The organism is Enterobacter asburiae (assembly GCA_011754535.1).
In the GTDB taxonomy this organism is placed as follows: Bacteria; Pseudomonadota; Gammaproteobacteria; order Enterobacterales; family Enterobacteriaceae; genus Enterobacter; species Enterobacter cloacae_N.
Genome location: JAAQVN010000001.1, coordinates 1,320,493 through 1,342,734 on the forward strand (window position 1 = coordinate 1,320,493; position 22,242 = coordinate 1,342,734).

At 62.3% G+C, this 22,242-nt stretch carries 19 protein-coding genes; 13 read left to right on the forward strand and 6 right to left on the reverse strand.

Annotated features, from left to right (window positions below):
* Positions 1-103: 103 nt before the first annotated feature.
* From HBM95_06110 to HBM95_06125, 4 genes are read left to right on the forward strand one after another with little or no spacing between them, the layout of a single operon-like run.
* On the forward strand, positions 104-1,015 hold the full coding sequence (locus HBM95_06110; GenBank protein ID NIH42513.1) for a metal ABC transporter substrate-binding protein: 912 nt from the start codon (positions 104-106) through the stop codon (positions 1,013-1,015).
* A gap of 2 nt (positions 1,016-1,017) precedes the next feature.
* Positions 1,018-1,824, forward strand: coding sequence for an iron/manganese ABC transporter ATP-binding protein SitB (sitB, locus tag HBM95_06115; GenBank protein ID NIH42514.1), 807 nt, complete (start codon positions 1,018-1,020; stop codon positions 1,822-1,824).
* Complete coding sequence (gene sitC, locus HBM95_06120) at positions 1,821-2,669, forward strand: iron/manganese ABC transporter permease subunit SitC (protein ID NIH42515.1); 849 nt, start codon at positions 1,821-1,823, stop codon at positions 2,667-2,669. Before sitB ends, sitC begins: the two co-directional genes overlap by 4 nt.
* The gene (locus HBM95_06125; GenBank protein NIH42516.1) at positions 2,666-3,505 is read left to right on the forward strand and encodes a metal ABC transporter permease; all 840 of its coding nucleotides are present in this window, start codon (positions 2,666-2,668) and stop codon (positions 3,503-3,505) included. The genes sitC and HBM95_06125 overlap by 4 nt, the downstream gene beginning before the upstream one ends.
* Here HBM95_06125 and entD read toward each other — a convergent pair.
* A complete protein-coding gene (gene entD, locus HBM95_06130) occupies positions 3,459-4,133 on the reverse strand; it encodes an enterobactin synthase subunit EntD (GenBank protein ID NIH42517.1) in 675 nt (224 codons plus the stop codon). The genes HBM95_06125 and entD overlap by 47 nt on opposite strands.
* 112 nt (positions 4,134-4,245) lie before the next feature.
* The gene (locus tag HBM95_06135) at positions 4,246-6,486 is read right to left on the reverse strand and encodes a TonB-dependent siderophore receptor (GenBank protein ID NIH42518.1); all 2,241 of its coding nucleotides are present in this window, start codon (positions 6,484-6,486) and stop codon (positions 4,246-4,248) included.
* 146 nt (positions 6,487-6,632) lie between these two features.
* Here HBM95_06135 and fes point away from each other — a divergent pair, with 146 nt between their 5' ends.
* Genes fes through entF form a run of 3 tightly spaced genes read left to right on the forward strand, consistent with a single transcriptional unit; the run spans position 6,633 to position 11,906 of the window.
* A complete protein-coding gene (gene fes / locus HBM95_06140) occupies positions 6,633-7,829 on the forward strand; it encodes an enterochelin esterase (GenBank protein NIH42519.1) in 1,197 nt (398 codons plus the stop codon).
* A 10-nt stretch (positions 7,830-7,839) separates the two neighbouring features.
* Positions 7,840-8,052, forward strand: coding sequence for an MbtH family protein (locus tag HBM95_06145; protein NIH42520.1), 213 nt, complete (start codon positions 7,840-7,842; stop codon positions 8,050-8,052).
* Positions 8,049-11,906 (forward strand): enterobactin non-ribosomal peptide synthetase EntF, encoded by a 3,858-nt coding sequence (gene entF / locus HBM95_06150; protein NIH42521.1) that lies wholly within the window; start codon positions 8,049-8,051, stop codon positions 11,904-11,906. Before HBM95_06145 ends, entF begins: the two co-directional genes overlap by 4 nt.
* Before the next feature lie 87 nt (positions 11,907-11,993).
* On the opposite strand, the gene fepC is transcribed toward entF, so the two are convergent.
* Genes fepC through fepD form a run of 3 tightly spaced genes read right to left on the reverse strand, consistent with a single transcriptional unit; the run spans position 11,994 to position 14,778 of the window.
* Entirely contained in the window at positions 11,994-12,788 is a 795-nt protein-coding gene (gene fepC, locus HBM95_06155; protein NIH42522.1) for an iron-enterobactin ABC transporter ATP-binding protein, read from the reverse strand.
* Positions 12,785-13,774: an iron-enterobactin ABC transporter permease gene (gene fepG, locus HBM95_06160; protein NIH42523.1), complete on the reverse strand. Its 990-nt coding sequence runs from the start codon at positions 13,772-13,774 to the stop codon at positions 12,785-12,787. The genes fepC and fepG overlap by 4 nt, the downstream gene beginning before the upstream one ends.
* The gene (gene fepD, locus HBM95_06165; GenBank protein NIH42524.1) at positions 13,774-14,778 is read right to left on the reverse strand and encodes a Fe(3+)-siderophore ABC transporter permease; all 1,005 of its coding nucleotides are present in this window, start codon (positions 14,776-14,778) and stop codon (positions 13,774-13,776) included. Before fepD ends, fepG begins: the two co-directional genes overlap by 1 nt.
* A 108-nt stretch (positions 14,779-14,886) precedes the next feature.
* On the opposite strand from fepD, the gene entS reads away from it, so the two are divergent.
* On the forward strand, positions 14,887-16,134 hold the full coding sequence (gene entS, locus HBM95_06170; protein NIH42525.1) for an enterobactin transporter EntS: 1,248 nt from the start codon (positions 14,887-14,889) through the stop codon (positions 16,132-16,134).
* 46 nt (positions 16,135-16,180) lie between these two features.
* On the opposite strand, the gene fepB is transcribed toward entS, so the two are convergent.
* Positions 16,181-17,140: a Fe2+-enterobactin ABC transporter substrate-binding protein gene (gene fepB, locus HBM95_06175; GenBank protein ID NIH42526.1), complete on the reverse strand. Its 960-nt coding sequence runs from the start codon at positions 17,138-17,140 to the stop codon at positions 16,181-16,183.
* Between the two features lie 187 nt (positions 17,141-17,327).
* On the opposite strand from fepB, the gene entC reads away from it, so the two are divergent.
* The 5 genes from entC to entH are packed head-to-tail and all read left to right on the forward strand — an operon-like array spanning position 17,328 to position 22,153.
* The gene (gene entC, locus HBM95_06180) at positions 17,328-18,503 is read left to right on the forward strand and encodes an isochorismate synthase EntC (GenBank protein ID NIH42527.1); all 1,176 of its coding nucleotides are present in this window, start codon (positions 17,328-17,330) and stop codon (positions 18,501-18,503) included.
* A gap of 9 nt (positions 18,504-18,512) precedes the next feature.
* On the forward strand, positions 18,513-20,123 hold the full coding sequence (entE, locus tag HBM95_06185) for a (2,3-dihydroxybenzoyl)adenylate synthase (GenBank protein NIH42528.1): 1,611 nt from the start codon (positions 18,513-18,515) through the stop codon (positions 20,121-20,123).
* 10 nt (positions 20,124-20,133) lie between these two features.
* Positions 20,134-20,988 (forward strand): isochorismatase, encoded by an 855-nt coding sequence (locus tag HBM95_06190; GenBank protein NIH42529.1) that lies wholly within the window; start codon positions 20,134-20,136, stop codon positions 20,986-20,988.
* Positions 20,988-21,740 carry a 2,3-dihydro-2,3-dihydroxybenzoate dehydrogenase gene (gene dhbA, locus HBM95_06195; GenBank protein NIH42530.1) on the forward strand — a complete coding sequence of 251 codons (753 nt, stop codon included), beginning with the start codon at positions 20,988-20,990 and terminating at the stop codon, positions 21,738-21,740. Before HBM95_06190 ends, dhbA begins: the two co-directional genes overlap by 1 nt.
* A complete protein-coding gene (gene entH, locus HBM95_06200; protein NIH42531.1) occupies positions 21,740-22,153 on the forward strand; it encodes a proofreading thioesterase EntH in 414 nt (137 codons plus the stop codon). The genes dhbA and entH overlap by 1 nt, the downstream gene beginning before the upstream one ends.
* Positions 22,154-22,242: the final 89 nt, after the last annotated feature.

The window sequence follows — 22,242 nt, forward strand, 5'->3', positions numbered from 1 at the left end:
ATAACTTTAATGATAACTATTTTCATTAAAATATAGCCTGTGCTATACCTTATAGCACGGGCTAATTTTGCTTTGAATTTAAACACCTCTGGAGACTTCTGCAATGCATCCACTGCAAGGATTGAAGCGTCTGTTGCTCGGCGCGCTGCTCATGACTGCGACCACTACCGGCGCGCTGGCGGCTGAAAAGTTTCAGGTCATCACCACCTTTACCGTCATCGCCGATATGGCGAAAAACGTGGCGGGTGACGCCGCAGACGTGACCTCCATTACCAAGCCGGGCGCTGAAATCCACGAGTATCAGCCCACCCCGGGCGATATCAAACGCGCGCAGAAGGCGCAATTGATCCTGGCGAACGGCATGAATCTGGAACTGTGGTTCCAGCGTTTTTATCAGCACCTGAACGGCGTGCCGGAGGTGATTGTCACCAAAGGTATTACCCCGATGGGGATTGGCGAAGGGCCGTATAACGGCAAGCCCAACCCGCACGCGTGGATGTCGCCAGACAACGCCCTGATCTACATCGACAACATCCGCGACGCGCTGGTGAAGTACGACCCGGCGAATGCCCAGACCTATCAGCGCAACGCTGAAGCCTACAAGCAGAAGATCACTGCCACCCTCGAACCGCTGCGTAAGCAGGTGGCGGCGATCCCGGAAGACAAGCGCTGGATGGTAACCAGCGAAGGTGCCTTCTCCTATCTGGCGCGGGATCTTGGGATGAAAGAGCTTTACCTGTGGCCGATCAACGCCGATCAGCAGGGCACGCCCCAGCAGGTGCGTAAGGTGATCGACCAGGTGAAAAAACATCATATCCCGGCGGTGTTCAGCGAAAGCACGGTCTCGGATAAGCCCGCCCGTCAGGTGGCGCGTGAAACCGGCGCCCATTACGGCGGCGTGCTGTACGTTGACTCCCTGAGCGCGAAAAACGGCCCGGTGCCGACCTATATCGATCTGCTGAACGTCACCACCCGCACGCTGGTGCAGGGCATCCGTGACGGCATGAAGGAGTAACCATGCACAAGGGGATTGTTGTCACAGACGTGACCGTGACCTACCGCAACGGCCACACGGCGCTGCGCGATGCGTCGTTCAGCGTGCCGGGCGGATCGATTGCCGCGCTGGTGGGGGTGAACGGTTCAGGCAAGTCCACGCTGTTTAAGGCGGTGATGGGCTTTGTGCGGGCGGCGAGTGGTACTATCACCATTCTGGGGCTGCCGCCTCACCGGGCGCTGCGTCAGAATCTGGTCGCCTACGTGCCGCAGTCGGAAGAGGTTGACTGGTCGTTTCCGGTGCTGGTTGAAGACGTGGTGATGATGGGCCGCTACGGCCATATGGGTTTCCTGCGCCGACCTAAAGCGCGCGACAGGCAAATAGTGACCGACGCCCTGAAGCGCGTGGATATGCTCGAGCTGCGCCATCGGCAGATTGGCGAGCTCTCCGGCGGGCAGAAGAAGCGCGTGTTTCTGGCGCGGGCGATTGCCCAGCAGGGCGAGGTGATCCTGCTCGACGAGCCGTTTACCGGCGTGGACGTCAAAACCGAAGCCAGGATCATCACCCTGCTGCGGGAGCTGCGCGACGAGGGCAAAACCATGCTTGTCTCGACCCACAATTTAGGTTCGGTCACAGAGTTTTGCGATTACACGGTGATGGTCAAGGGCACCGTGCTGGCGAGTGGCCCGACGGACACCACCTTCACCGCCGAGAACCTTGAGCGCGCCTTCAGCGGCGTGCTGCGCCACGTGGTGCTCAGCGGCTCGGAAGATCGCATTATTACCGACGACGAACGGCCGTTTGTGACCCACCGACAGGAGGCCAAATGAACGCGCTTCTCGAACCCTTCGGCTACGAGTACATGCTCAACGCGATGTGGGTCTCGGCGATGGTGGGCGGGCTGTGCGCGTTTCTCTCCTGCTATCTGATGCTCAAAGGCTGGTCGCTGATCGGCGATGCGCTCTCGCACTCCATCGTGCCGGGCGTGGCGGGAGCGTACATGCTCGGGCTGCCGTTCTCGCTGGGGGCGTTCCTGTCGGGCGGGCTGGCGGCGGGGAGCATGCTGTTTCTCAACCAGCGTAGCCGCCTGAAAGAGGACGCCATCATCGGGCTGATCTTCTCCTCCTTTTTCGGGCTCGGGCTGTTTATGGTCTCACTCAACCCGACCTCGGTGAATATTCAGACCATCGTGCTCGGCAATATTCTCGCCATCGCCCCGGAAGATATCGTCCAGCTGGCGATTATCGGCGTGGTATCGATGGTTATCCTGCTGTTCAAATGGAAAGATCTGATGGTGACCTTTTTTGATGAGAACCACGCCCGCGCCATCGGCCTGCGTCCTGAACGTCTTAAGATCCTCTTCTTTACCCTGCTGGCGGTCTCCACCGTGGCGGCGCTGCAAACCGTTGGGGCGTTTCTGGTGATCTGTCTGGTGGTCACCCCCGGCGCGACCGCGTGGCTGCTTACCGACCGATTCCCGCGCCTGCTGATGATTGCCGTCGCCATTGGCAGCATCACCAGCTTCCTCGGCGCGTGGGCCAGCTATTATCTGGACGGCGCCACCGGCGGCATTATTGTCGTCGCCCAGACGCTGCTGTTCCTGCTGGCGTTCGTCTTTGCGCCGAAGCACGGTCTGCTCGCCAGCCGCCGTCGCGCGCGGGAGGCACACCCATGATGGCAATCCTCCTTGAACCTTTCCAGTTTGCGTTTATGACTAACGCGCTGCTGATTTCACTCCTGGTGGCCGTGCCCTGCGCGCTGCTGTCCGTTTTCCTGGTGCTGAAAGGCTGGGCGCTGATGGGCGACGCCATGAGCCACGCGGTGTTTCCCGGCGTCGTGCTGGCCTGGATAATGGGCCTGCCGCTGGCGCTGGGTGCGTTCGTGGCCGGTCTGTTCTGCGCGGTTGCCACCGGTTACCTGAAGGACAACAGTCGCATCAAGCAGGATACGGTCATGGGGATCGTCTTTTCCGGCATGTTCGGCGCTGGCCTGATCCTCTATATCGCCGTCAAGCCCGAGGTGCATCTCGACCACATTTTGTTCGGCGATATGCTGGGCATTAACGGGATGGACATTCTGCAAAGCGGGATCGTGGCGGGGCTGATCGCGCTGGTGATTGGCCTGAAGTGGCGGGACTTTCTGCTGTTCTGCTTTGACTATCAGCAGGCTCAGGCGAGCGGCCTGCGCACCCGCTGGCTCCACTATGGCTTACTGTGCATGGTGTCGCTGACCATCGTGGCCACTCTAAAGGCGGTGGGGATTATTCTGTCGATTTCACTGCTGATCGCGCCCGGCGCGGTAGCGGTGCTCATCACCCGGCGCTTCCACATGGCGCTGCTGGTGGCGGTCGCCGTTTCAGCCATCGTGTCGGTTAGCGGCGTGTATGCCTCGTTTTATCTCGACAGCGCGCCTGCACCGACCATTGTGGTGCTGTTCGCGGCGGTGTTTATCGTGACGTTTGGGGTTACCAGCGTGAAGGCCCGTCGGCAGGAGAGCGTGACAGCAGGGTGATCGCCTGCTCGCCGTGCTGCTGCCAGTGCAGGGTGAAGGTGGCGCCTTCGTTAAAGCCTGCCAGTTGACGGGTCAACGTCAGCGTAAGCGTCTTATCGTCGAGCATGGTGACGCGGGCGCTGTCAAAACCCATCCAGGCCTGAACCCGCGGGAAGAGGGCCTTGAACAGGCTCTCTTTGGCGCTGAACGCCAGCGTCAGGGCGAGGGCAAACGGGTATCCCGAGTGGGAAAGCACGCGCTCTTCCCAGGCATCAATGATGCCGTCTTTAATTTCTCTGGCTTCATTTTCGGGCAGGATGGTTTCGCAGTCGATGCCGATAAGCGCGAGTCTGTCGCGAACCACCACCGCCATGGCCTGCGTGCCGCTGTGGGTGATACTGCCGGAAACGCCCTCCGGCCAGAGCGGTTCCCCGCTGGGGCCGATGGCGGGAATGGTGCGATCGTTCAATGCGTGCGCAGCAGCGATGCGTCCGGCGAGGTGGTCGGCCTTGCGCTTGCGTCCTGCGTCAGCGAGCTGTGCGTGATGGGGGAGCCAGAGGAGATCGGCGTCGGTGAAGGTGGCGGGATCGAAGGTGACGCGGTGGAGGGTGTGGCCGGCGAGAGAAAATGTGCTGTGGGTGGTGTGCATGGTTTTCCTCTATCAGCAAGTAGTGCGGCCTGATGCCCTCACCCCGGCCCTCTCCCACGGGGAGAGGGAGCAAACATTAAAAACGGCAACGGGGTTGCCGTTTTACTTTTACCTAGAATCGCGTATTCACGCTCATGTACCAGGTGCGACCCGGTTCATTATACGTATACGCACCCGCACCGTACATATACGCACCGGTGGTGGCATTTCCGGTCGTCTGGGCATTACCCGCGCGCCACTGACGCTTGTCGAAGACGTTGTCCACGCCGCCGGTCAGGCTGACGTTTTTGGTCATGTCCCAGGTCGCGCTCAGGCCAACGATGCTGTACGGGCTGATTTCGTCTTTCTCAGACCCGGTCACCGGCTGGCCTTTGTAGTTGTACTTCTTCGGCTGCTGCTTGCCGTACCAGGTAAAGGTCGACTGGAGCGAGACGTCCTGATGCACCTGCCAGCTCAGGGTTGAGTTCAGGGTGTATTCCGGAATGATCGACAGACGGTCGCCGGTCTCCTTGTTCTTGCTCTGCAGCATCCAGGTGATGTTGTTGGTCCAGTTAATCGTGTCGCTGACCGGCACGTTCAGGGAGCCTTCCAGACCTTCCACCACCGCCTTCGGCACGTTTTCCCACTGGTAGATGTCCGTCTGCACTTTACCGGACGAGGTGTGACCGATTGGCGCGTAGCCCGCTTCAATCTTGTCGCGGTAGTCGTTGCGGAACCAGGTCACACCCGCCAGCCAGCCGTTGCGTTTCCACTCCAGGCCAATCTCTTTGTTGATGCTGGTTTCGGCTTTCAGGTCGTCGTTGCCCATCATGTAGCAACCCACGCCGTCAGAGCTAGCGTAGCAGCCCTGGCCTTTACTGTAGAGCAGGTAGTTCGGGTTGGTCTGGTACAGGCTCGGCGCTTTGTAGGCGCGCGCGATCCCCATCTTCAGCGTAAAGTCATCCCCCAGAGCCTGCGACAGGTTAAGCGACGGGCTCCAGTTGTTGCCGACGATGGTGTGATGGTCGAAGCGCAGGGCAGGGGTCAGCATGGTGCTGTCGGTCAGCTCCATGTTGTTTTCGGCGAACAGGGAGAAAATCTCCGCCGAGGTGTACGGGCTGCGGTCGTTGCTCATGCCCGGAATGGTGCCGCCCTGCAGGGTTTGCGTGAAGGAGGTGGAGTCCTTCATGCGCTGCTGGTTCCACTCGGTGCCCAGAGTCAGGTTCTGGTTGACGAGGAAATCGATCGGCAGGTTGATTTCGCTGTGCAGCATCACGTCGGCCAGGTCGGTGTCGGTGAATTTATCGCTGTTGAACAGGCCTTCCGTACCGCCCGCCAGCCCTTCGCCCAGGCGGGAGTTACGGGTGTGTTCGTACTGCGCCCAGTTGCTGGTGGTAATGCCGTTGTCCCAGCCGCCGTTCCAGGTCACTGCGAAGTTCTGGCGATAAATACGGTTAGTCTCTTTGCCGTAGTTCTTCTTCACCAGCGCGCTGTCGTTGTTGGTGTTCTGCGTATCGCCCGCGTAGAGGTTGTTCTGGCGGCTGTAGCCCGCCTCAAACTCCAGAGACTGCATCGGCGCGAAGTCCCAGCGCACCACGCCGTTGATGTCTTTGTTCTCCACCCCTTCACGGCCCGCAGGGAGGGTGTTGGCGTAAGCGCCGGTACGCTCAGACTGGTGGCCCTGGTTGATGTCCCACGCGTCGGCCTGGGTCTTATCCAGGTTACCGAACATGCGGAAGCTGAAGTCGCCGCCCAGCGGGCCGCTGAGGCTGAAGTTGGTGCGTTTGGTGGAACCTTCGTCCTTGTGTTCAGGCGCGTTCAGGTAGGTGTTCCAGGAGCCGTGCCACTGGTCGTCGAATTTTTTGGTGATGATGTTCACCACGCCGCCCGCCGCGCCGTTACCGTAGCGTGCGGCAGCCGGGCCTCGGATGACCTCAATGCGCTCGATCATCTCCGGCGGTACCCAGCCGGTATCGCCGCGCGTATCGCGCTCGCCGCGCCAGCCCAGACGGATGGAGTTACGGCTGGTGACCGGCTTGCCGTCGATCAGGATAAGGGTGTTTTCCGGGCCCATGCCGCGAATGTCAATCTGGCGGTTGTTCCCGCGCTGGCCGCTGGTGGAGTTTCCGGTGAGGTTAACGCCCGGCATGGTGCGGATGATTTCCGCCACGTCGCGCGCGGGCGGGTTTTTGCGGATCTCGTCGGCGGTGATGGTGGAAACCCCGGGCGCCTGCAGGTTCTGCTCGGCGGCGGTGATCACCATGGTGTCTTCGTGCTGCGCGGAGGCGGTGTTGTCGTCTGCCATGGCGGGCAGCGCGACACCATAAATCCCTAAATTGACCAGCAAGGCCAGAGAGTGAATCTTCTTATTCATTGTACGTCCCGCTTTTATGGTTATTTAATGAACGCGCTTCCCACAGCGCGGGCATTACGCTATTGCAAATGCAAATAGTTATCAATAATATTATCAATAAAATTTGTCCTGAAACAAAAAAGTCTGTTAAACATGGGGTTATAAGGGTGACGGCGTTAACAACCGGAAGTGAAGCGTGGTGGCAGTCCAAAAACGGGCCGGAATGGAAGCCTGAACAAGGGAAATATCGCGTCACCTTCTGGTGGCGAGACCCGAAAGGCACGCAGAAAACGTCGGCAATCAAACGCGTTTGGCTCTACGTTACCGGCGTGACCGACCATCATCAGAATGCCCGCCCGCAATCTCTTGAACGCATTCCGGATACCGACGTCTGGCAGTGGCAGGGCGAGTTCAACCCGGAATGGCGCGGCAGCTACTGTTTTATCCCCTCCGTAAATGAAAACGATTTTGCCGATACCGTGTTTGAAGGCCAGCAGCCGGACCGCATGGCGCTGCGCGAAGGCTGGCGCAGGCTGCTGCCGCACGCGGTTTCCGACCCGCTGAATCCGCAGAGCTGGCGCGGCGGGCGCGGTCATGCCGTCTCGGCGCTGGAGATGCCGGAAGCGCCCGTTCAGCCCGGCTGGAATCAGCCCAAAACGCCCTTCAAGGCGCCGATCTGCATTGAATGGGAAAGCGCGCGCCTGAAAAACCGCCGTCGCGTCTGGATTTTCACCACCGGGGATGACGGCCCGGAACGTCCGCTGGCGGTGCTGCTCGACGGGCAGTTCTGGGCCGAAAGCATGCCCGTCTGGCCCGCGCTGGCGTCGCTTACCACCGAGCGCAAACTGCCGCCTGCGGTCTACGTATTAATTGATGCGATCGACATGGAACATCGCAGCCGCGAACTGCCCTGTAACCGCGATTTCTGGCTGGCGGTGCAGGAAGAACTTCTCCCTCATGTAAAACAGCTCGCGCCCTTCAGCGACCGCGCCGACCGTACCGTGGTCGCGGGCCAGAGCTTTGGCGGCCTCTCTTCGCTGTACGCTGGCCTTAACTGGCCGCAGCGCTTTGGCTGCATCCTCAGCCAGTCCGGATCCTACTGGTGGCCGCACCGCGGCGGGCAGCAGGACGGGCTGCTCATCGAACAGCTTAAAGCGGGTGAAAAAAACGCACGCGGGCTGCGCATCATCCTTGAGGCCGGGCGCAACGAGCCGCTTATCTTCCGCGCGAACCAGGCGATTTACGCCGAACTCCGCGCGCAGCAGGTTTACTGGCGTCAGGTTGACGGCGGACACGACGCGCTTTGCTGGCGCGGTGGGCTGACGCAGGGGCTGATGACCCTCTGGCAGCCGCTTATTCAATAACGGAGTCTGTATGGAATTCAGCAATCCTTTCGATAATCCGCAGGGACAGTTCGCCATTTTGCAAAACGACCAGGGCCAGTACAGCCTGTGGCCGCAGCAGTGCGAACTGCCCGCGGGCTGGCGCGTGGTGTGCGAGGCACAGTCTCAGGAGGCGTGCCAGCAGTGGCTGGCCGAACGCTGGCGCACGCTTGAACCGTCCCATTTTGCGGAGGGGAGCGCATGAACCGTCTACCTCTCGTCGCCGCCCAGCCGGGTATCTGGATGGCGGAACAGCTTTCCTCCCTGCCAAACGCCTGGAGCGTGGCGCACTACACCGAGCTGAAAGGCGATATCGACGCGCCGTTGCTGGCTAAAGCCATCGCTGAAGGCATGATGCAGGCCGATACCCTGCGGATGCGTTTTGCCGAGGATAACGGCGAGGTGTGGCAATGGGTGGATGACGCCCTCATTCTGCCGGAGCCGTCCATCGTTCGCGTTACCTCTCATGAAGATGCCGTGGCGCTGATGGAGGCCGATCTCAATCAAAACCTGCGCGTAGAAAGCGGTCAGCCGCTGGCGTTTCACCAGCTGATTCAGGTGGGGGAAAGCCACTGGTACTGGTATCAGCGCTATCACCATCTGGTGGTGGATGGCTTCAGCTTCCCGGCCATTACCCGGCAGATCGCCGCGATTTACGCCGTGTGGAAAAAGGGTGAACCGACGCCCGCATCCCCGTTTACGCCGTTTGCCGAAGTGGTGGAGGAGTACCAGCGCTACCGTCAAAGCGAGGCGTATCAGCGCGACGGCGCCTTCTGGGCAGCGCAGCGCAGGCAGCTTCCTTCTCCGGTCTCGCTCTCTTCCGCGCCGCTGCCGGGACGCGCCGCCACCACCGATATCCTGCGCCTGAAAATTGCAACGGACGCTCGCGCCTTTAGCCAGCTTACGCAGGCGGCAGGGCAGACGCAGCGCACCGATCTGGCCCTTGCGCTGGTGGCGCTGTGGCTGGGCCGCCTGACCGGGCGCCTGGATTACGCCGCCGGGTTTATCTTTATGCGCCGCATGGGCTCCGCCGCGCTGACCGCGACCGGACCGGTGCTCAACGTCCTGCCGCTGGCGGTGAATATCAACCCGCAGGAGAGTCTGCCGGCGCTGGCGCTGCGCCTGGCGAACCAGCTGAAAAAAATGCGCCGTCACCAGCGCTACGACGCCGAGCAGATCGTGCGCGACGGCGGGCGCGCCGCAGGCGACGAAGCGTTATTTGGCCCGGTGCTGAACGTCAAGGTATTCGATTATCAGCTGGATATCGACGACGTGGAGGCCATCACCCACACGCTGGCAACCGGCCCGGTGAACGATCTGGAGCTGGCGCTGTTCCCGGACGAGCAGGGTGGCCTGAGTATTGAGATCCTCGCCAATAAACAGCGTTACGATGAAGTGACGCTCATCCGCCACGTCGCGCGTCTGAACGCGATGCTGCTGCAGTTTGCGGCCAACCCGGACCTGCGCTGTGGCGAAGTGGAAACCGTTTCAGAGCAGGAATATCAGCAGCTGGCTCGCATCAACGATACCGGGCTGGCGCTGCCGTCCACCACGCTGGCGGATCTGGTGGCGGAGCAGGCGAGCAAAACGCCGGACGCCCCCGCGCTGGCGGACGCGCATATTGAGCTTAGCTATCGTGAGATGCGCGAGCAGGTGATCGCGCTGGCAAACCTGCTGCGCGCGCGCGGCGTGAAGCCGGGCGACAGTGTGGCGGTGGCACTCCCGCGCTCGGTGTTCCTGACCCTGGCGCTGCACGGCATCGTTGAGGCCGGTGCCGCGTGGCTGCCGCTCGACACCGGCTACCCGGACGACCGCCTGCGGATGATGCTGGAAGATGCCAAACCTTCGTTGCTCATTACTACCGACGAACAGCGTTCGCGCTTTAGCGATCTGCCGATTACGGCATTTAGTTACAACACACTGTTACCGGCTGCGGAGGTGGAACCGCTGCGCCTGGCCAGGCCGGAGCAGACGGCGTACATCATCTTTACCTCCGGTTCGACGGGGCGCCCGAAAGGGGTCATGGTCGGCCATACCGCCATCGTTAACCGCCTGAAGTGGATGCAGGATCACTACCCTCTGGACGCGACGGACGTGGTGGCGCAGAAAACGCCGTGCAGCTTTGACGTATCGGTGTGGGAGTTCTGGTGGCCGTTTATCGCCGGGGCGAAGCTGGTGATGGCAGAGCCGGACGCGCACCGCGATCCGCAGGCGATGCAGAGCTTCTTCGCGCAGTACGGCGTGACCACCACCCACTTCGTGCCGTCGATGCTGGCGGCCTTTGTCGCCTCGCTGACGCCGGAAAACGTGGCGTGCTGCAAAACCCTTAAGCAGGTGTTCTGCAGCGGCGAAGCGCTGCCGACCGAGCTGTGCCGCGAGTGGGAGCAGTTAACCCATGCGCCGCTGCACAACCTCTATGGCCCAACGGAAGCGGCGGTGGACGTCAGCTGGTATCCGGCTTATGGTCCCGAGCTGGCGGCGGTGGAGGGCAACAGCGTGCCGATCGGCTTCCCGGTGTGGAACACGGGGCTGCGCATTCTGGACGCGATGATGCGCCCGGTGCCGTTTGGCGTGGCGGGGGATCTGTATCTCACCGGCATTCAGCTGGCACAGGGGTATCTGGGCCGTCCGGACCTCACCGCCAGCCGCTTTATTGCCGACCCGTTTGCGCCGGGCGAGCGGATGTATCGTACCGGTGACGTCGCCCGCTGGCTGGACAACGGCGCGGTGGAGTATCTGGGCCGCAGCGACGATCAGTTAAAAATCCGCGGCCAGCGCATCGAGCTGGGCGAAATCGACCGGGCGATGCTCGCGCTGCCGGACGTGGCCCAGGCCGTCGCCCACGCCTGCGTGTTCAACCAGGCGGCGGCGACGGGAGGCGATGCCCGCCAGCTGGTGGGGTATGTGGTCTCCGAATCCGGTTTACCGCTGGACCGCGACGCGCTGCTGGAATCGCTCAAAGCCCAGTTGCCGCCGCATATGGTGCCGGTGGTGCTGCTGCAAATCAGTACGCTGCCGCTCAGCGCCAACGGCAAGCTCGACCGCAAGGCGCTGCCGCTGCCGGAGCTGACCAGCAAAACCTCCGGCCGCGCGCCGGAGACGGAAACCGAAACCGCCGTCGCGCAGGCTTTCTCCGCCCTGCTGGGCTGTGAGGTCAACGATATCGAAGCCGACTTCTTTGCCCTCGGCGGACACTCGCTGCTGGCGATGCGCCTGGCGGCGCAGCTTAGCCGCGTGTTCGAGCGCAAGGTGACGCCGGGGCAGATTATGGTCGCCTCGACGGTGAGCAAGCTCAGCGCGCTGCTGGATTCACAGATGAGCGACGAGCAGGCGCAGCGTCTGGGCTATGAAACCCTGCTGCCGCTGCGCGAAGGCAACGGCCCGACGCTGTTCTGCTTCCATCCTGCGTCCGGTTTTGCCTGGCAGTTTAGCGTGCTGGCGCGCTACCTCAGTCCGCGCTGGTCAATTACCGGCATTCAGTCTCCTCGACCAGAGGGGCCGATGCAGCAGTGTGCGGATCTGGATGGGGTGATTGAGCATCACCTGAATACGTTGCGTAAGCAGCAGCCACAGGGGCCATATTATCTGTTCGGCTATTCTCTCGGCGGCACGCTGGCGCAGGGCATTGCTGCGCGTCTGCGCGAGTTGGGTGAAGAGGTGGCCTTCCTCGGACTGCTGGACACCTGGCCGCCGGAAACCCAGAACTGGGCGGAGAAAGAGGCCAACGGCCTCGACCCGGAGGTGTTGGCGGAAATTGAGCGCGAGCGTCAGGCGTTTATCGCCGCGCAGCAGGGGCAGGGCTCCAGCGAGCTGTTTAACGCTATCGAAGGCAACTACGCCGACGCGGTACGGCTGCTCACCACGGCGCACAGCGCGCGGTTTGACGGCAAAGCGACGCTGTTTGTCGCCGAACGTACGCGAACGATGGATCCGCAGGTCGCGTGGGCGCCGTGGGTGGCGGAGCTTGAGGTGTACAGCCAGGACTGCGCCCACGTGGATATTATTTCACCGCAGGCGTTTGAGAAAATTGGGCCAGTGTTGAAGGATATATTGGGGTAACGTCAAAAGCGCCGGGTGGCGGCTGCGCCTTACCCGGCCTACGGGAGCCGAGTGTAGGCCGGGTAAGGCGTAGCCGCCACCCGGCAATTACCGCCGACCTAACGGCACCACCAGAGGCGTGCCCGCTACCGGATCGTCAATAATCATGCAGCGCATGCCGTAGATCCTCTCGATCAGATCCGGCGTCACAATCTCTTTCGGCGCGCCCTGAGCCACAATCTCACCGTCTCGCAGGGCAATCAGATGCGTAGCGTAGCGGCACGCCTGGTTTAAGTCGTGCAGCACCGCCGCCAGGGTATACCCCTGAGTGCGGTTCAGCTCGCTCAGTAGCTCCAGCAGGTCAATCTGATGGCTGATGTCGAGCCAGGTCGTCGGCTCGTCCAGCAACATGATGGAGGTCTCCTGCGCCAGCACCATCGCGATCCACGCGCGCTGACGCTGCCCGCCGGAGAGTGTGTCCACGCTTTGCCGGGCGAGATCGGTAATTCCCGTCGCCTGCATCGCGCGGTTCACCGCCTCGTCGTCCTCTTTGCGCCAGCGGGTAAACAGCGGCTGGTGCGGGTAGCGCCCGCGTGAGACCAGCTCCTGCACCGTGATGTCTCCCGGCGTGGTGGCGTTTTGCGCCAGCAGCCCGATGCGCTTGGCCACCTCTTTGCTGGCGAAGCGCTGGATCTGCTCCCCGTCGAGGAACACGCTGCCCTCAGCCGGCGTCATCAGGCGGCTCAGCGTGCGCAGCAGAGTCGATTTACCGCAGCCGTTCGGCCCGATAATCGCGGTGAAGTGGCCGTCCGGAATGGCAACGGATAAGTCACGGGCAATGATTTTTTTGCCGTAGCCGAGGGTGAGGTTTTCGCCGCGCAAGCGGGTGGTTGAATCTGTCATTTCTTGCGTGACTCCTGAACGAGCAAGACGATGAGGTAAATCCCGCCGAGGCTGACGGTCACTACGCCCACCGGCAGTTGATAAGGCATAAACAGCCGCTGGGCGCAGAGATCGGCGGCCAGCAGCAGCAGCGCACCGCACAGCGCCGCCTGGGTTAAGCCCCAGCGCGCCGTCCCGCTAAGGCGGCGGGCGATGTGCGGTGCCACGAGGGCGATAAACGAAATCGGCCCGGCAATCGCGGTGGAGGCGGCGGTCAGCAGTACGGCGACCAGCATCAGCATCAGGCGCGAGCGCTCGACGCCCACGCCCAGCGCGCAGGCGCTGTCGTCGCCCATCTCCAGCAGACGCATACGCCGCACCAGCAGCAGCGCGCCGATAAACATCAGCACAATCAGCGGCGCGGCGGGCCAGGTTTTGCCCCACGTCAGGCCGTTGAGGGAGCCGGCGTACCACAGCCCGGCGGAGAGCGCGGTTTCCAGCGAGGCCTGCAGTAAAAGCCAGGTGTTAAAGGCCATCAGCATGGCGCGGATGCCGATCCCGATGACGATCAGGCGGAAGGTGTCGATGCCGTTGCGCCAGGCCAGCGCCCAGATCAGTAAGGACGTCAGAATGCCGCCCGCCATCGCCGTAAAGGTAATCGCCGTCAGGTGCTGACCAAACAGCACCATCGCCACCAGCACGCCGCTCCAGGCCCCGGTATTGAGGCCCATCACGTCCGGGCTGCCGAGCGGGTTACGCATCAGCGACTGGAATATCGCACCGCTCACGCCTAGCGCCGCCCCGACCAGAATCGCCATCGCCACGCGCGGCAGTCGCCACTCCGTCACCACCATGGTGACGTTGCGCGGCGCGCTGCCGAGCAGGGCGTTAACCACCTGAGTAAAGTCGAGCGACACCGCGCCGCTGCGCAGGCTCCAGACCGCCAGCAGCAGAATGGCGAGAAGCAGCAGCGAGACGCTGGTCAGTAAACGGCGGGACGGGGCCATCATGCGCCACCTCCGCGTTTACGACGAACCAGGAAGATCAGCACCGGTGCGCCGATAAAGGCGCTGACCACCGAGACGCGCAGCTCGCCGGGTACCAGCAGGCGGCCCAGCACGTCGGCAAACAGCAGCAGGGCAGGGGTTGCCAGCAGCGTCACCGGCAGCGACCAGCGGTGATCCGCCCCCACCAGCCAGCGCGCCATGTGCGGCATCATCAGACCAATAAAGGCGATCGGGCCGACTACCGCGGTCGCGCTGCCGCACAGAACCGTGATCGCCAGAAGACCAATCAGCTGCGTGCGCGCCACCTGATTGCCGAGGGCGGTGGCGGTGTCGCTGCCGAGGCTCAGGCTGTTGAGCGATCGGCTCAAAAACAGCGTCACGGCGGCAGCGATAGCGACCGGGATCGCCACCACTTTCAGCGTGTCGAGGGTGCGGATATCCAGCGAGCCAGCCTGCCAGAAGCGCAGCTGGTCGTAGACGTCCGGGTTGAGCAGGGCGATGCCGTTGGACAAGCCTTCCAGCACTGCCGCGAGCGCCACGCCCGCCAGCGTCAGGCGTACCGGACTCAGCTGCCCGCCGCCCTGGCTCCCGGTAAAGGCGACGACCAGCGAGGCGGCCAGCGCGCCGCAGAAGGCCATCACCAGCTGTTGGGTGGGCGACGTCAACCCGAACAGCGCCGCGCCGAGCACGATGGCAAAGCTGGCGCCGGAGTTGACGCCGAGAATGCCGGGGTCCGCCAGCGGGTTGCGGGTAAGGGTTTGCATCAGGGCACCGGCAAGGCCAAGCGCGCCACCCGCCAGCAGCCCGGCAAGCGTGCGTGGCAGTCGGGCGTCGAGCACGATAATGCAGTCTGCGCTCTGGCAGGTGCCGGTAAGCGCATCAACGATAACGGACGCGGGCATCGGCTTCGCGCCGATCAGCAGGCTGAGTGCAACCGCAAGGCTCAGGAGCAGCAGTAAAACGGGCGCGGCAGCGGCGCGCACCACAGAAGAGGAAAACGACATAGCAACATCCATGATTTGATAATGATAGTGATTATCGTTATCTATCTTATTTGGCTATGTTAGCATGTGCGCCCATTGAATGGGTAGAAATAGACTCAAGGCTTTGTCATGAATCAAAAATCCTGGCTGCTCAACCTCAGCCTGCTGAAAACGCACCCGGCGTATCGCGCCGTGTTTATCGCTCGCTTTATCTCCATTTTGTCCCTCGGCCTGCTCGGCGTGGCCGTGCCGGTCCAGATCCAGACCATGACGCACTCCAGCTGGCTGGTGGGGTTATCCGTCACCTTAACCGGCGGGGCGATGTTCATCGGCCTGATGGTCGGCGGCGTTCTGGCGGACCGCTACGAGCGTAAAAAGCTGATCCTGCTGGCGCGCGGCACCTGCGGCGTGGGCTTTATCGGGCTGTGTCTGAACGCGATGCTGCCGGAGCCGTCGCTGATTGCCATTTATGCCCTGGGGCTGTGGGACGGCTTCTTCGCCTCGTTAGGCGTGACGGCGCTGCTGGCGGCAACGCCCGCGCTGGTCGGGCGCGAGAATCTGATGCAGGCGGGGGCGATCACCATGCTCACCGTGCGCCTCGGCTCGGTGATTTCACCAATGGTGGGCGGCCTGCTGCTGGCGACTGGCAACGTGGCGTGGAACTACGGGCTGGCGGCGGCGGGGACCTTTATCACCACGCTAACGCTGCTGCGCCTGCCGCTGCTGCCACCTCCGCCGCAGCCGCGCGAGCATCCTCTGAAATCGCTGATGGCCGCGATTCGTTTCCTGTTCAGCAACCCGCTGATTGGCGGCATTGCGCTGCTCGGCGGCCTGCTGACGATGGCGAGCGCCGTGCGCGTGCTCTACCCGGCGCTGGCGGGCGAGTGGCAGATGAGCGCCTCGGAGATTGGCGTGCTGTACGCCGCCATTCCGCTCGGCGCGGCGTGCGGGGCGCTGACCAGCGGCAACCTGGCGCAGAGCGCGCGTCCGGGGCTGATTATGCTGCTTGCCACGCTGGCCTCGTTTATCGCCATCGGCTTCTTTAGCCTGATGCCGGTGTGGGCGCTGGGCGTACTGTGCCTGGTGATTTTCGGCTGGCTGAGCGCCATCAGCTCATTGCTTCAGTACACCCTGATCCAGACCCAGACGCCGGAAGGCATGCTCGGGCGCATTAACGGCCTGTGGACGGCGCAGAACGTCACGGGCGATGCGATTGGCGCGGCGATCCTCGGTGGGCTGGGGGCGATGATGACCCCGGTGGCGTCGGCGAGCAGCAGCGGGTTTGTATTGGCAATTATTGGTGTGATTTTATTAATGACGTTGGCAGAATTGCGCCGGTTCAGGCAGGAGAGTGTGTTGAACGACGGTGCGGCCTGATGCCCTCACCCCGGCCCTCTCCCACAGGGAGAGGGAGGGAAAATACCTACTTAAACAACGCATTCAATCTGTCTAACACCAGCATCGCGCTGTAATAATCCAGGCGGAACGTCTCGGTTCCCAATGCCCAAACCCGTTTGTTTTTCACCGAAGGTAGATGCGCCAGCAGCGGGTTGGCGTAAATCGCATCCACGTCTTTCTGGTCGCCGGCAAACACAAACAGCCCTTCGCCGTTCAGCCCCGTCGCCAGGTTTTCCCCACCTAACTGGATAATGTCGTGGCGTTTGCCCTGACTTTTTGACGTGTGCAGCCCGGCGGGCAGAGCGGCCAGCGTAAAGCCCAGCTGGTGCAGCAGCTTGCCCTGCGCCGATTCCGCGGTCCACAGGTTGGCGCTGTGCGCGGCGGCGGTGTAGACGATGGCGTTCACCGGCTGCGGCGGCAGCTTCATCTGCTCTTTCACCTGCGCGAGCTGTTTATCAAACTCGGCAATGCGCTCTGCGGCCTGTTTTTCCTGTCCGGTAATGCTGCCCAGTTGGGTCAGTAGCGCCTGCCAGCTCTTGTCGTCGTAATTAATGATAAGCGTCGGGGCGATGGCGGAGAGCTGATCGTACAGCGCCAGCGCGGAATCCCCGCCGGTGGCGCCGATCAAAATCAGGTCCGGCATTTGCGCCGCTACCGCTTCGGCGCTCGGCTCGCCGATGTACAGCCGCGCAACCTTACGCTGTTTCGCGATATCACCCCACTGGCGCAGAAAACCTTGTGCATCCGCCACGCGGTTGTTCGGCGTGGTTGCGCCGCTGGCGATGACCGGCGCGTCAATTGCCAGCAGGGAGCCGGTTAAGGTCACGCTGGTGGAGACAATGCGCGTCGGTTTGCGCTCCAGCGTATGCACGCCGCGGCTGTCGGTCACCTGGCGCGGCCAGTCTGCGGCGGTGGCTGAGGTTAGTCCTAAAACAAAAAGTCCTGTCAAAAAGAGGGCATTGCGGCAAACGGCAGGGAATTTCACTGAGCGGCATCCTGTTTTTGTTGAAGATAATGCTTCTCATTTTCATGGTTGTGAGGGAGGGATGCAAGCGTTTGTCGCACAAGTCTTTACCCGATGGTTGACAGCGGGGCGATGTGGGATTAGGTTAGCCGACGAAAATATAAATGATAATCATTATTGCTTCTTTTATCATTTTGAGGAGGATGATATGGACACGTCCCTGGCTGAGGAAGTTCAGCACGCCGCGACCACGCTGGAATCAGACAGCTTTTTCTTTATGTCGCCTTATCGCAGTTTTACTACCTCAGGCTGTTTTGCCCGCTTCTCTGAACCTGCCGTCGGCGGCGACGATCCGGCAGGGCACTTCCAGCAGAAATTAGCCCAGGCTTTCCGGAATGCAAAAGCCAGCGGCATCGCCCATCCCGTCATGGTAGGGGCCATCCCGTTCGATACCCGCAAGCCGTCGTCACTGTTTATTCCGCAACGCTGGGAGACGTTTTCCCGTCCTGCGCGTCAGCAGTCCGCGCGCTATTTCTCCGGCGCGCAGGCGCTGAAGGTGGAACAGCGCACCGAGATCCCCGCTCAGCCCGTTTTTGAAGAGATGGTCGCCCGCGCCGCGTCGCTGACCGCCACGCCGCAGGTGAACAAGGTGGTGCTGTCGCGTCTGATTGATATTGCCACCGACAAACATATGGACAGCGGCGCGCTGATGGAGCGTCTGATCGCCCAGAACCCGGCTAGCTTTAACTTCCACGTGCCGCTGGAAGACGGCGGCGTGCTGCTCGGCGCCAGCCCGGAACTGCTGCTGCGCAAAGAGGGCAGGCACTTTAGCTCTCTGCCGCTGGCAGGCTCCGCGCGCCGTCAGCCGGACGACGTGCTGGATCGCGAAGCGGGTAATAAGCTGCTGGCTTCCGAAAAGGACCGTCACGAGCACGACCTGGTCACCCAGGCGATGAAGGCCATTCTGGCGCCGCGCAGTCACCGCCTGAGCATGCCGTCTTCCCCGCAGCTCATCACCACGCCAACGCTGTGGCATCTGGCGACGCCGGTTGAAGGTGACGCGCGCGAGAACGAAAACGCCCTGACCCTGGCCTGCCTGCTGCACCCGACCCCGGCTCTGAGCGGTTTCCCGCATCAGGCGGCGAAAGAACTGATCGCCGAGCTGGAGCCGTTCGACCGCGAGCTGTTCGGCGGCATCGTCGGCTGGTGCGACAGCGAAGGCAACGGCGAGTGGGTGGTGACCATCCGCTGCGCGCGTCTTCGCGAAAATAGCGTTCGCCTGTTTGCCGGCGCGGGCATTGTCCCCGCCTCCTCGCCGGTGGGCGAGTGGCGCGAAACCGGCGTGAAGCTCTCCACCATGCTCAACGTGTTTGGCCTGCACTAAGGAACACTCATGACCATTCCCTTTACCCGCTGGCCTGAGGAATTCGCCCGGCGCTACCGTGAAAAAGGTTACTGGCAGGATCTGCCGCTGACCCACATCCTGACGGACCATGCGGACAGCGATGCCGTGGCGATTATCGACGGCGATCGGCGCATCACCTACCGCGCGTTTCATCAGGCGGTGAACAATCTGGCGTCCGCCCTTCAGGCGCAGGGGCTGCACCGCGGCGAGACCGCGCTGGTGCAGCTCGGCAACGTGGCCGAGTTCTACATCACCTTCTTCGCGCTGCTGCAGATCGGCGTCGCGCCGGTGAACGCGCTCTTTAGCCATCAGCGCAGCGAGCTGAACGCCTACGCCGTGCAGATCAAACCCGCCGTGCTGATCGCCGATCGCGACCATGCCCTGTTCGCGGGCGATGATTTTCTTAATACCTTCGTGGATGAACACCGCTCGGTTCGCGCCGTGCTGCTGCGCGGCGATAAGGGCGCACATGCTCTGGAAGCGGCGACTGCGCGTCCGGCGGACAACTTCATTCCGAACCCGACGCCCGCCGACGAAGTAGCGTTTTTCCAGCTCTCCGGCGGCAGCACCGGCACGCCGAAGCTGATCCCGCGCACGCACAACGATTACGACTACAGCATCCGCCGCAGCAACGAGATCTGCGGTATCACCGCCGAAACGCGTTACCTGAACGCGCTGCCCGCGGCGCATAACTATGCCATGAGCTCGCCGGGATCGCTGGGCGTCTTCACGGCAGGCGGCTGCGTGGTGCTGGCGAACGATCCGAGCGCCACGCTCTGCTTCCCGCTGATTGAACAGCATCAGATTAACGTCACCTCGCTGGTGCCGCCTGCTGTCAGCCTCTGGCTTCAGGCGATTGCCGACGGGGCGGGCAACGCGCAGCTTAAATCACTGAAGCTGCTGCAGGTGGGCGGCGCGCGTCTGTCCGCCACGCTTGCGGCGCGTATTCCGGCGGAAATCGGCTGCCAGCTTCAGCAGGTGTTCGGCATGGCCGAAGGGCTGGTGAACTATACCGCGCTCGACGATACGCCGGAGCGCATCATCAATACCCAGGGCCGCCCGATGTGCCCGGACGACGAAGTGTGGGTGGCGGACGAGGACGGCAACCCGCTGCCGCGCGGTGAGGTCGGGCGTTTGATGACGCGCGGACCGTATACCTTCCGCGGCTATTTCAACAGCCCGGAACACAACGCCAGCGCCTTCGACGCCGACGGCTTTTACTGCTCCGGCGATCTGATCGCCATTGACGAGCAGGGCTACATCACCGTACAGGGGCGTGAGAAGGATCAGATCAACCGCGGCGGTGAGAAGATCGCCGCCGAAGAGATCGAAAACCTGCTGCTGCGCCACGAAGCGGTGATCCACGCCGCGTTGGTGAGCATGGAGGACAGCCTGCTGGGCGAAAAAAGCTGCGCGTATCTGGTGGTGAAACAGCCCCTGCGCGCGGTCGAGGTGCGTCGTTTCCTGCGCGAGCAGGGCGTTGCCGAATTTAAGCTGCCGGACCGCGTGGAGAGCGTGGATGCGCTTCCGTTAACGCCGGTCGGCAAAGTCGATAAGAAACAGCTGCGCCTGTGGCTTGCTGAACGGGCACAGGGCTGAGGAACAGAGTATGGCCATTCCAAAATTAACCGCTTACGCGCTGCCGACTGCCGCAGAGCTGCCGACCAACAAGGTGAACTGGAGCTTTGAGCCGGAACGCGCCGCGCTGCTAATCCACGATATGCAGGAGTATTTCCTGAACTTCTGGGGCGAAAACAGCGCGATGATGCAGCAGGTGGTGGCGAACATCGCCAGACTGCGCGCCTGGTGCAAAGCGCACAACATTCCGGTGTACTACACCGCCCAGCCGAAAGAGCAGAGCGACGAAGATCGCGCCCTGCTGAACGACATGTGGGGGCCGGGCCTGACCCGCTCGCCGGAGCAGCAGCGCATCGTCGCTGAGCTGACCCCGGACGAAGCGGACACGGTGCTGGTGAAGTGGCGCTACAGCGCGTTCCACCGCTCGCCGCTGGAGCAGATGCTAAAAGAGACGGGCCGCAACCAGCTGCTGATTACCGGCGTTTACGCCCATATCGGCTGTATGACCACCGCCACCGATGCCTTTATGCGCGACATCAAGCCGTTCTTCATTGCCGACGCGCTGGCGGATTTTACCCGCGACGAGCACCTGATGTCGCTCAACTACGTGGCAGGACGCTCGGGCCGCGTGGTGATGACCGACGAACTACTGCCGTCCGTTCCGGCCTCGAAAGCCGCGCTGCGCGAGCTGATCCTGCCTTTACTGGACGAGTCCGACGAGCCGATGGATGACGAAAACCTGATCGACTACGGTCTGGACTCGGTGCGCATGATGGCGCTGGCCGCCCGCTGGCGCAAAGTGCACGGCGATATCGATTTCGTAATGCTGGCAAAAAATCCAACAATCGACGCCTGGTGGGCGCTGCTCTCCCGCGAGGTGAAGTAATGGGTTTTGATTTTACCGGCAAAACCGTCTGGGTAACGGGCGCGGGGAAGGGGATTGGCTACGCGACGGCGCTGGCGTTTGCGGAGGCGGGCGCAGAGGTAACCGGGTTCGACCTGGCCTTCCCGCAGGGCGATTACCCCTTCGCCACCGAGACGCTGGACGTGGCGGATTTTGCTCAGGTCAGCGATACGTGTGGCCGTTTGCTTAATACCCTCGAACGTCTGGACGTGCTGGTCAACGCGGCGGGCATTCTGCGCATGGGGGCGACGGACCAGCTCTCGCAGGAGGACTGGCAGCAGACTTTTGCGGTCAATGTTGGCGGCGCGTTCAACCTGTTCCAGCAGACGATGGGCCAGTTCCGCCGTCAGCAGGGCGGGGCGATTGTCACTGTGGCATCCGACGCGGCACACGCGCCGCGCATCGGCATGAGCGCCTACGGTGCCTCGAAAGCGGCGCTGAAAAGCCTGGCCCTGACCGTCGGGCTGGAGCTGGCGGGCAGCGGCGTGCGCTGTAACCTGGTGTCGCCGGGCTCAACGAACACCGACATGCAGCGCACCCTGTGGAAAAGCGACGATGCGGAGCAGCAGCGTATTCGTGGCTTTGGCGAGCAGTTCAAGCTCGGTATTCCGCTGGGCAAGATTGCCCGTCCGCAGGAGATTGCCAGCACGGTGCTGTTCCTGGCATCCGATGCCGCCAGCCATATCACCCTGCAGGATATTGTGGTGGACGGCGGCTCCACGCTGGGGGCCTGATGATCTGGAAACGTCATTTATCGCCTGAAGAACTGAACGCCACCAGCGTGAACACCCTTGTGGCACATCTGGGCATCGTTTATACCCGCCTCGGGGACGACACGCTGGAAGCGGAGATGCCGGTGGATGCGCGCACCCATCAGCCGTTTGGCCTGCTGCACGGCGGGGCGTCGGCGGCGCTGGCGGAAACGCTGGGCTCAATGGCCGGTTTTCTGATGACCCGCGACGGGCAGAGCGTGGTGGGCACGGAGCTGAACGCCACGCACCATCGCGCCGTCTCTCACGGTAAGGTGCGCGGGGTATGTCAGCCGCTGCATCTGGGGCGTTCGAGTCAGAGCTGGGAGATCGTGGTATTCGACGAACAGGGGCGGCGGTGCTGCACCTGTCGGTTGAGTACGATGGTGCTGGGGTAGGCCATTCGGCTGAAAGTGATCGGCTTAACACTGTGGTGTAAATCTCTGGTTTGACCACGCATTATTGCGTTTCAAAGTTGTTAAATTTT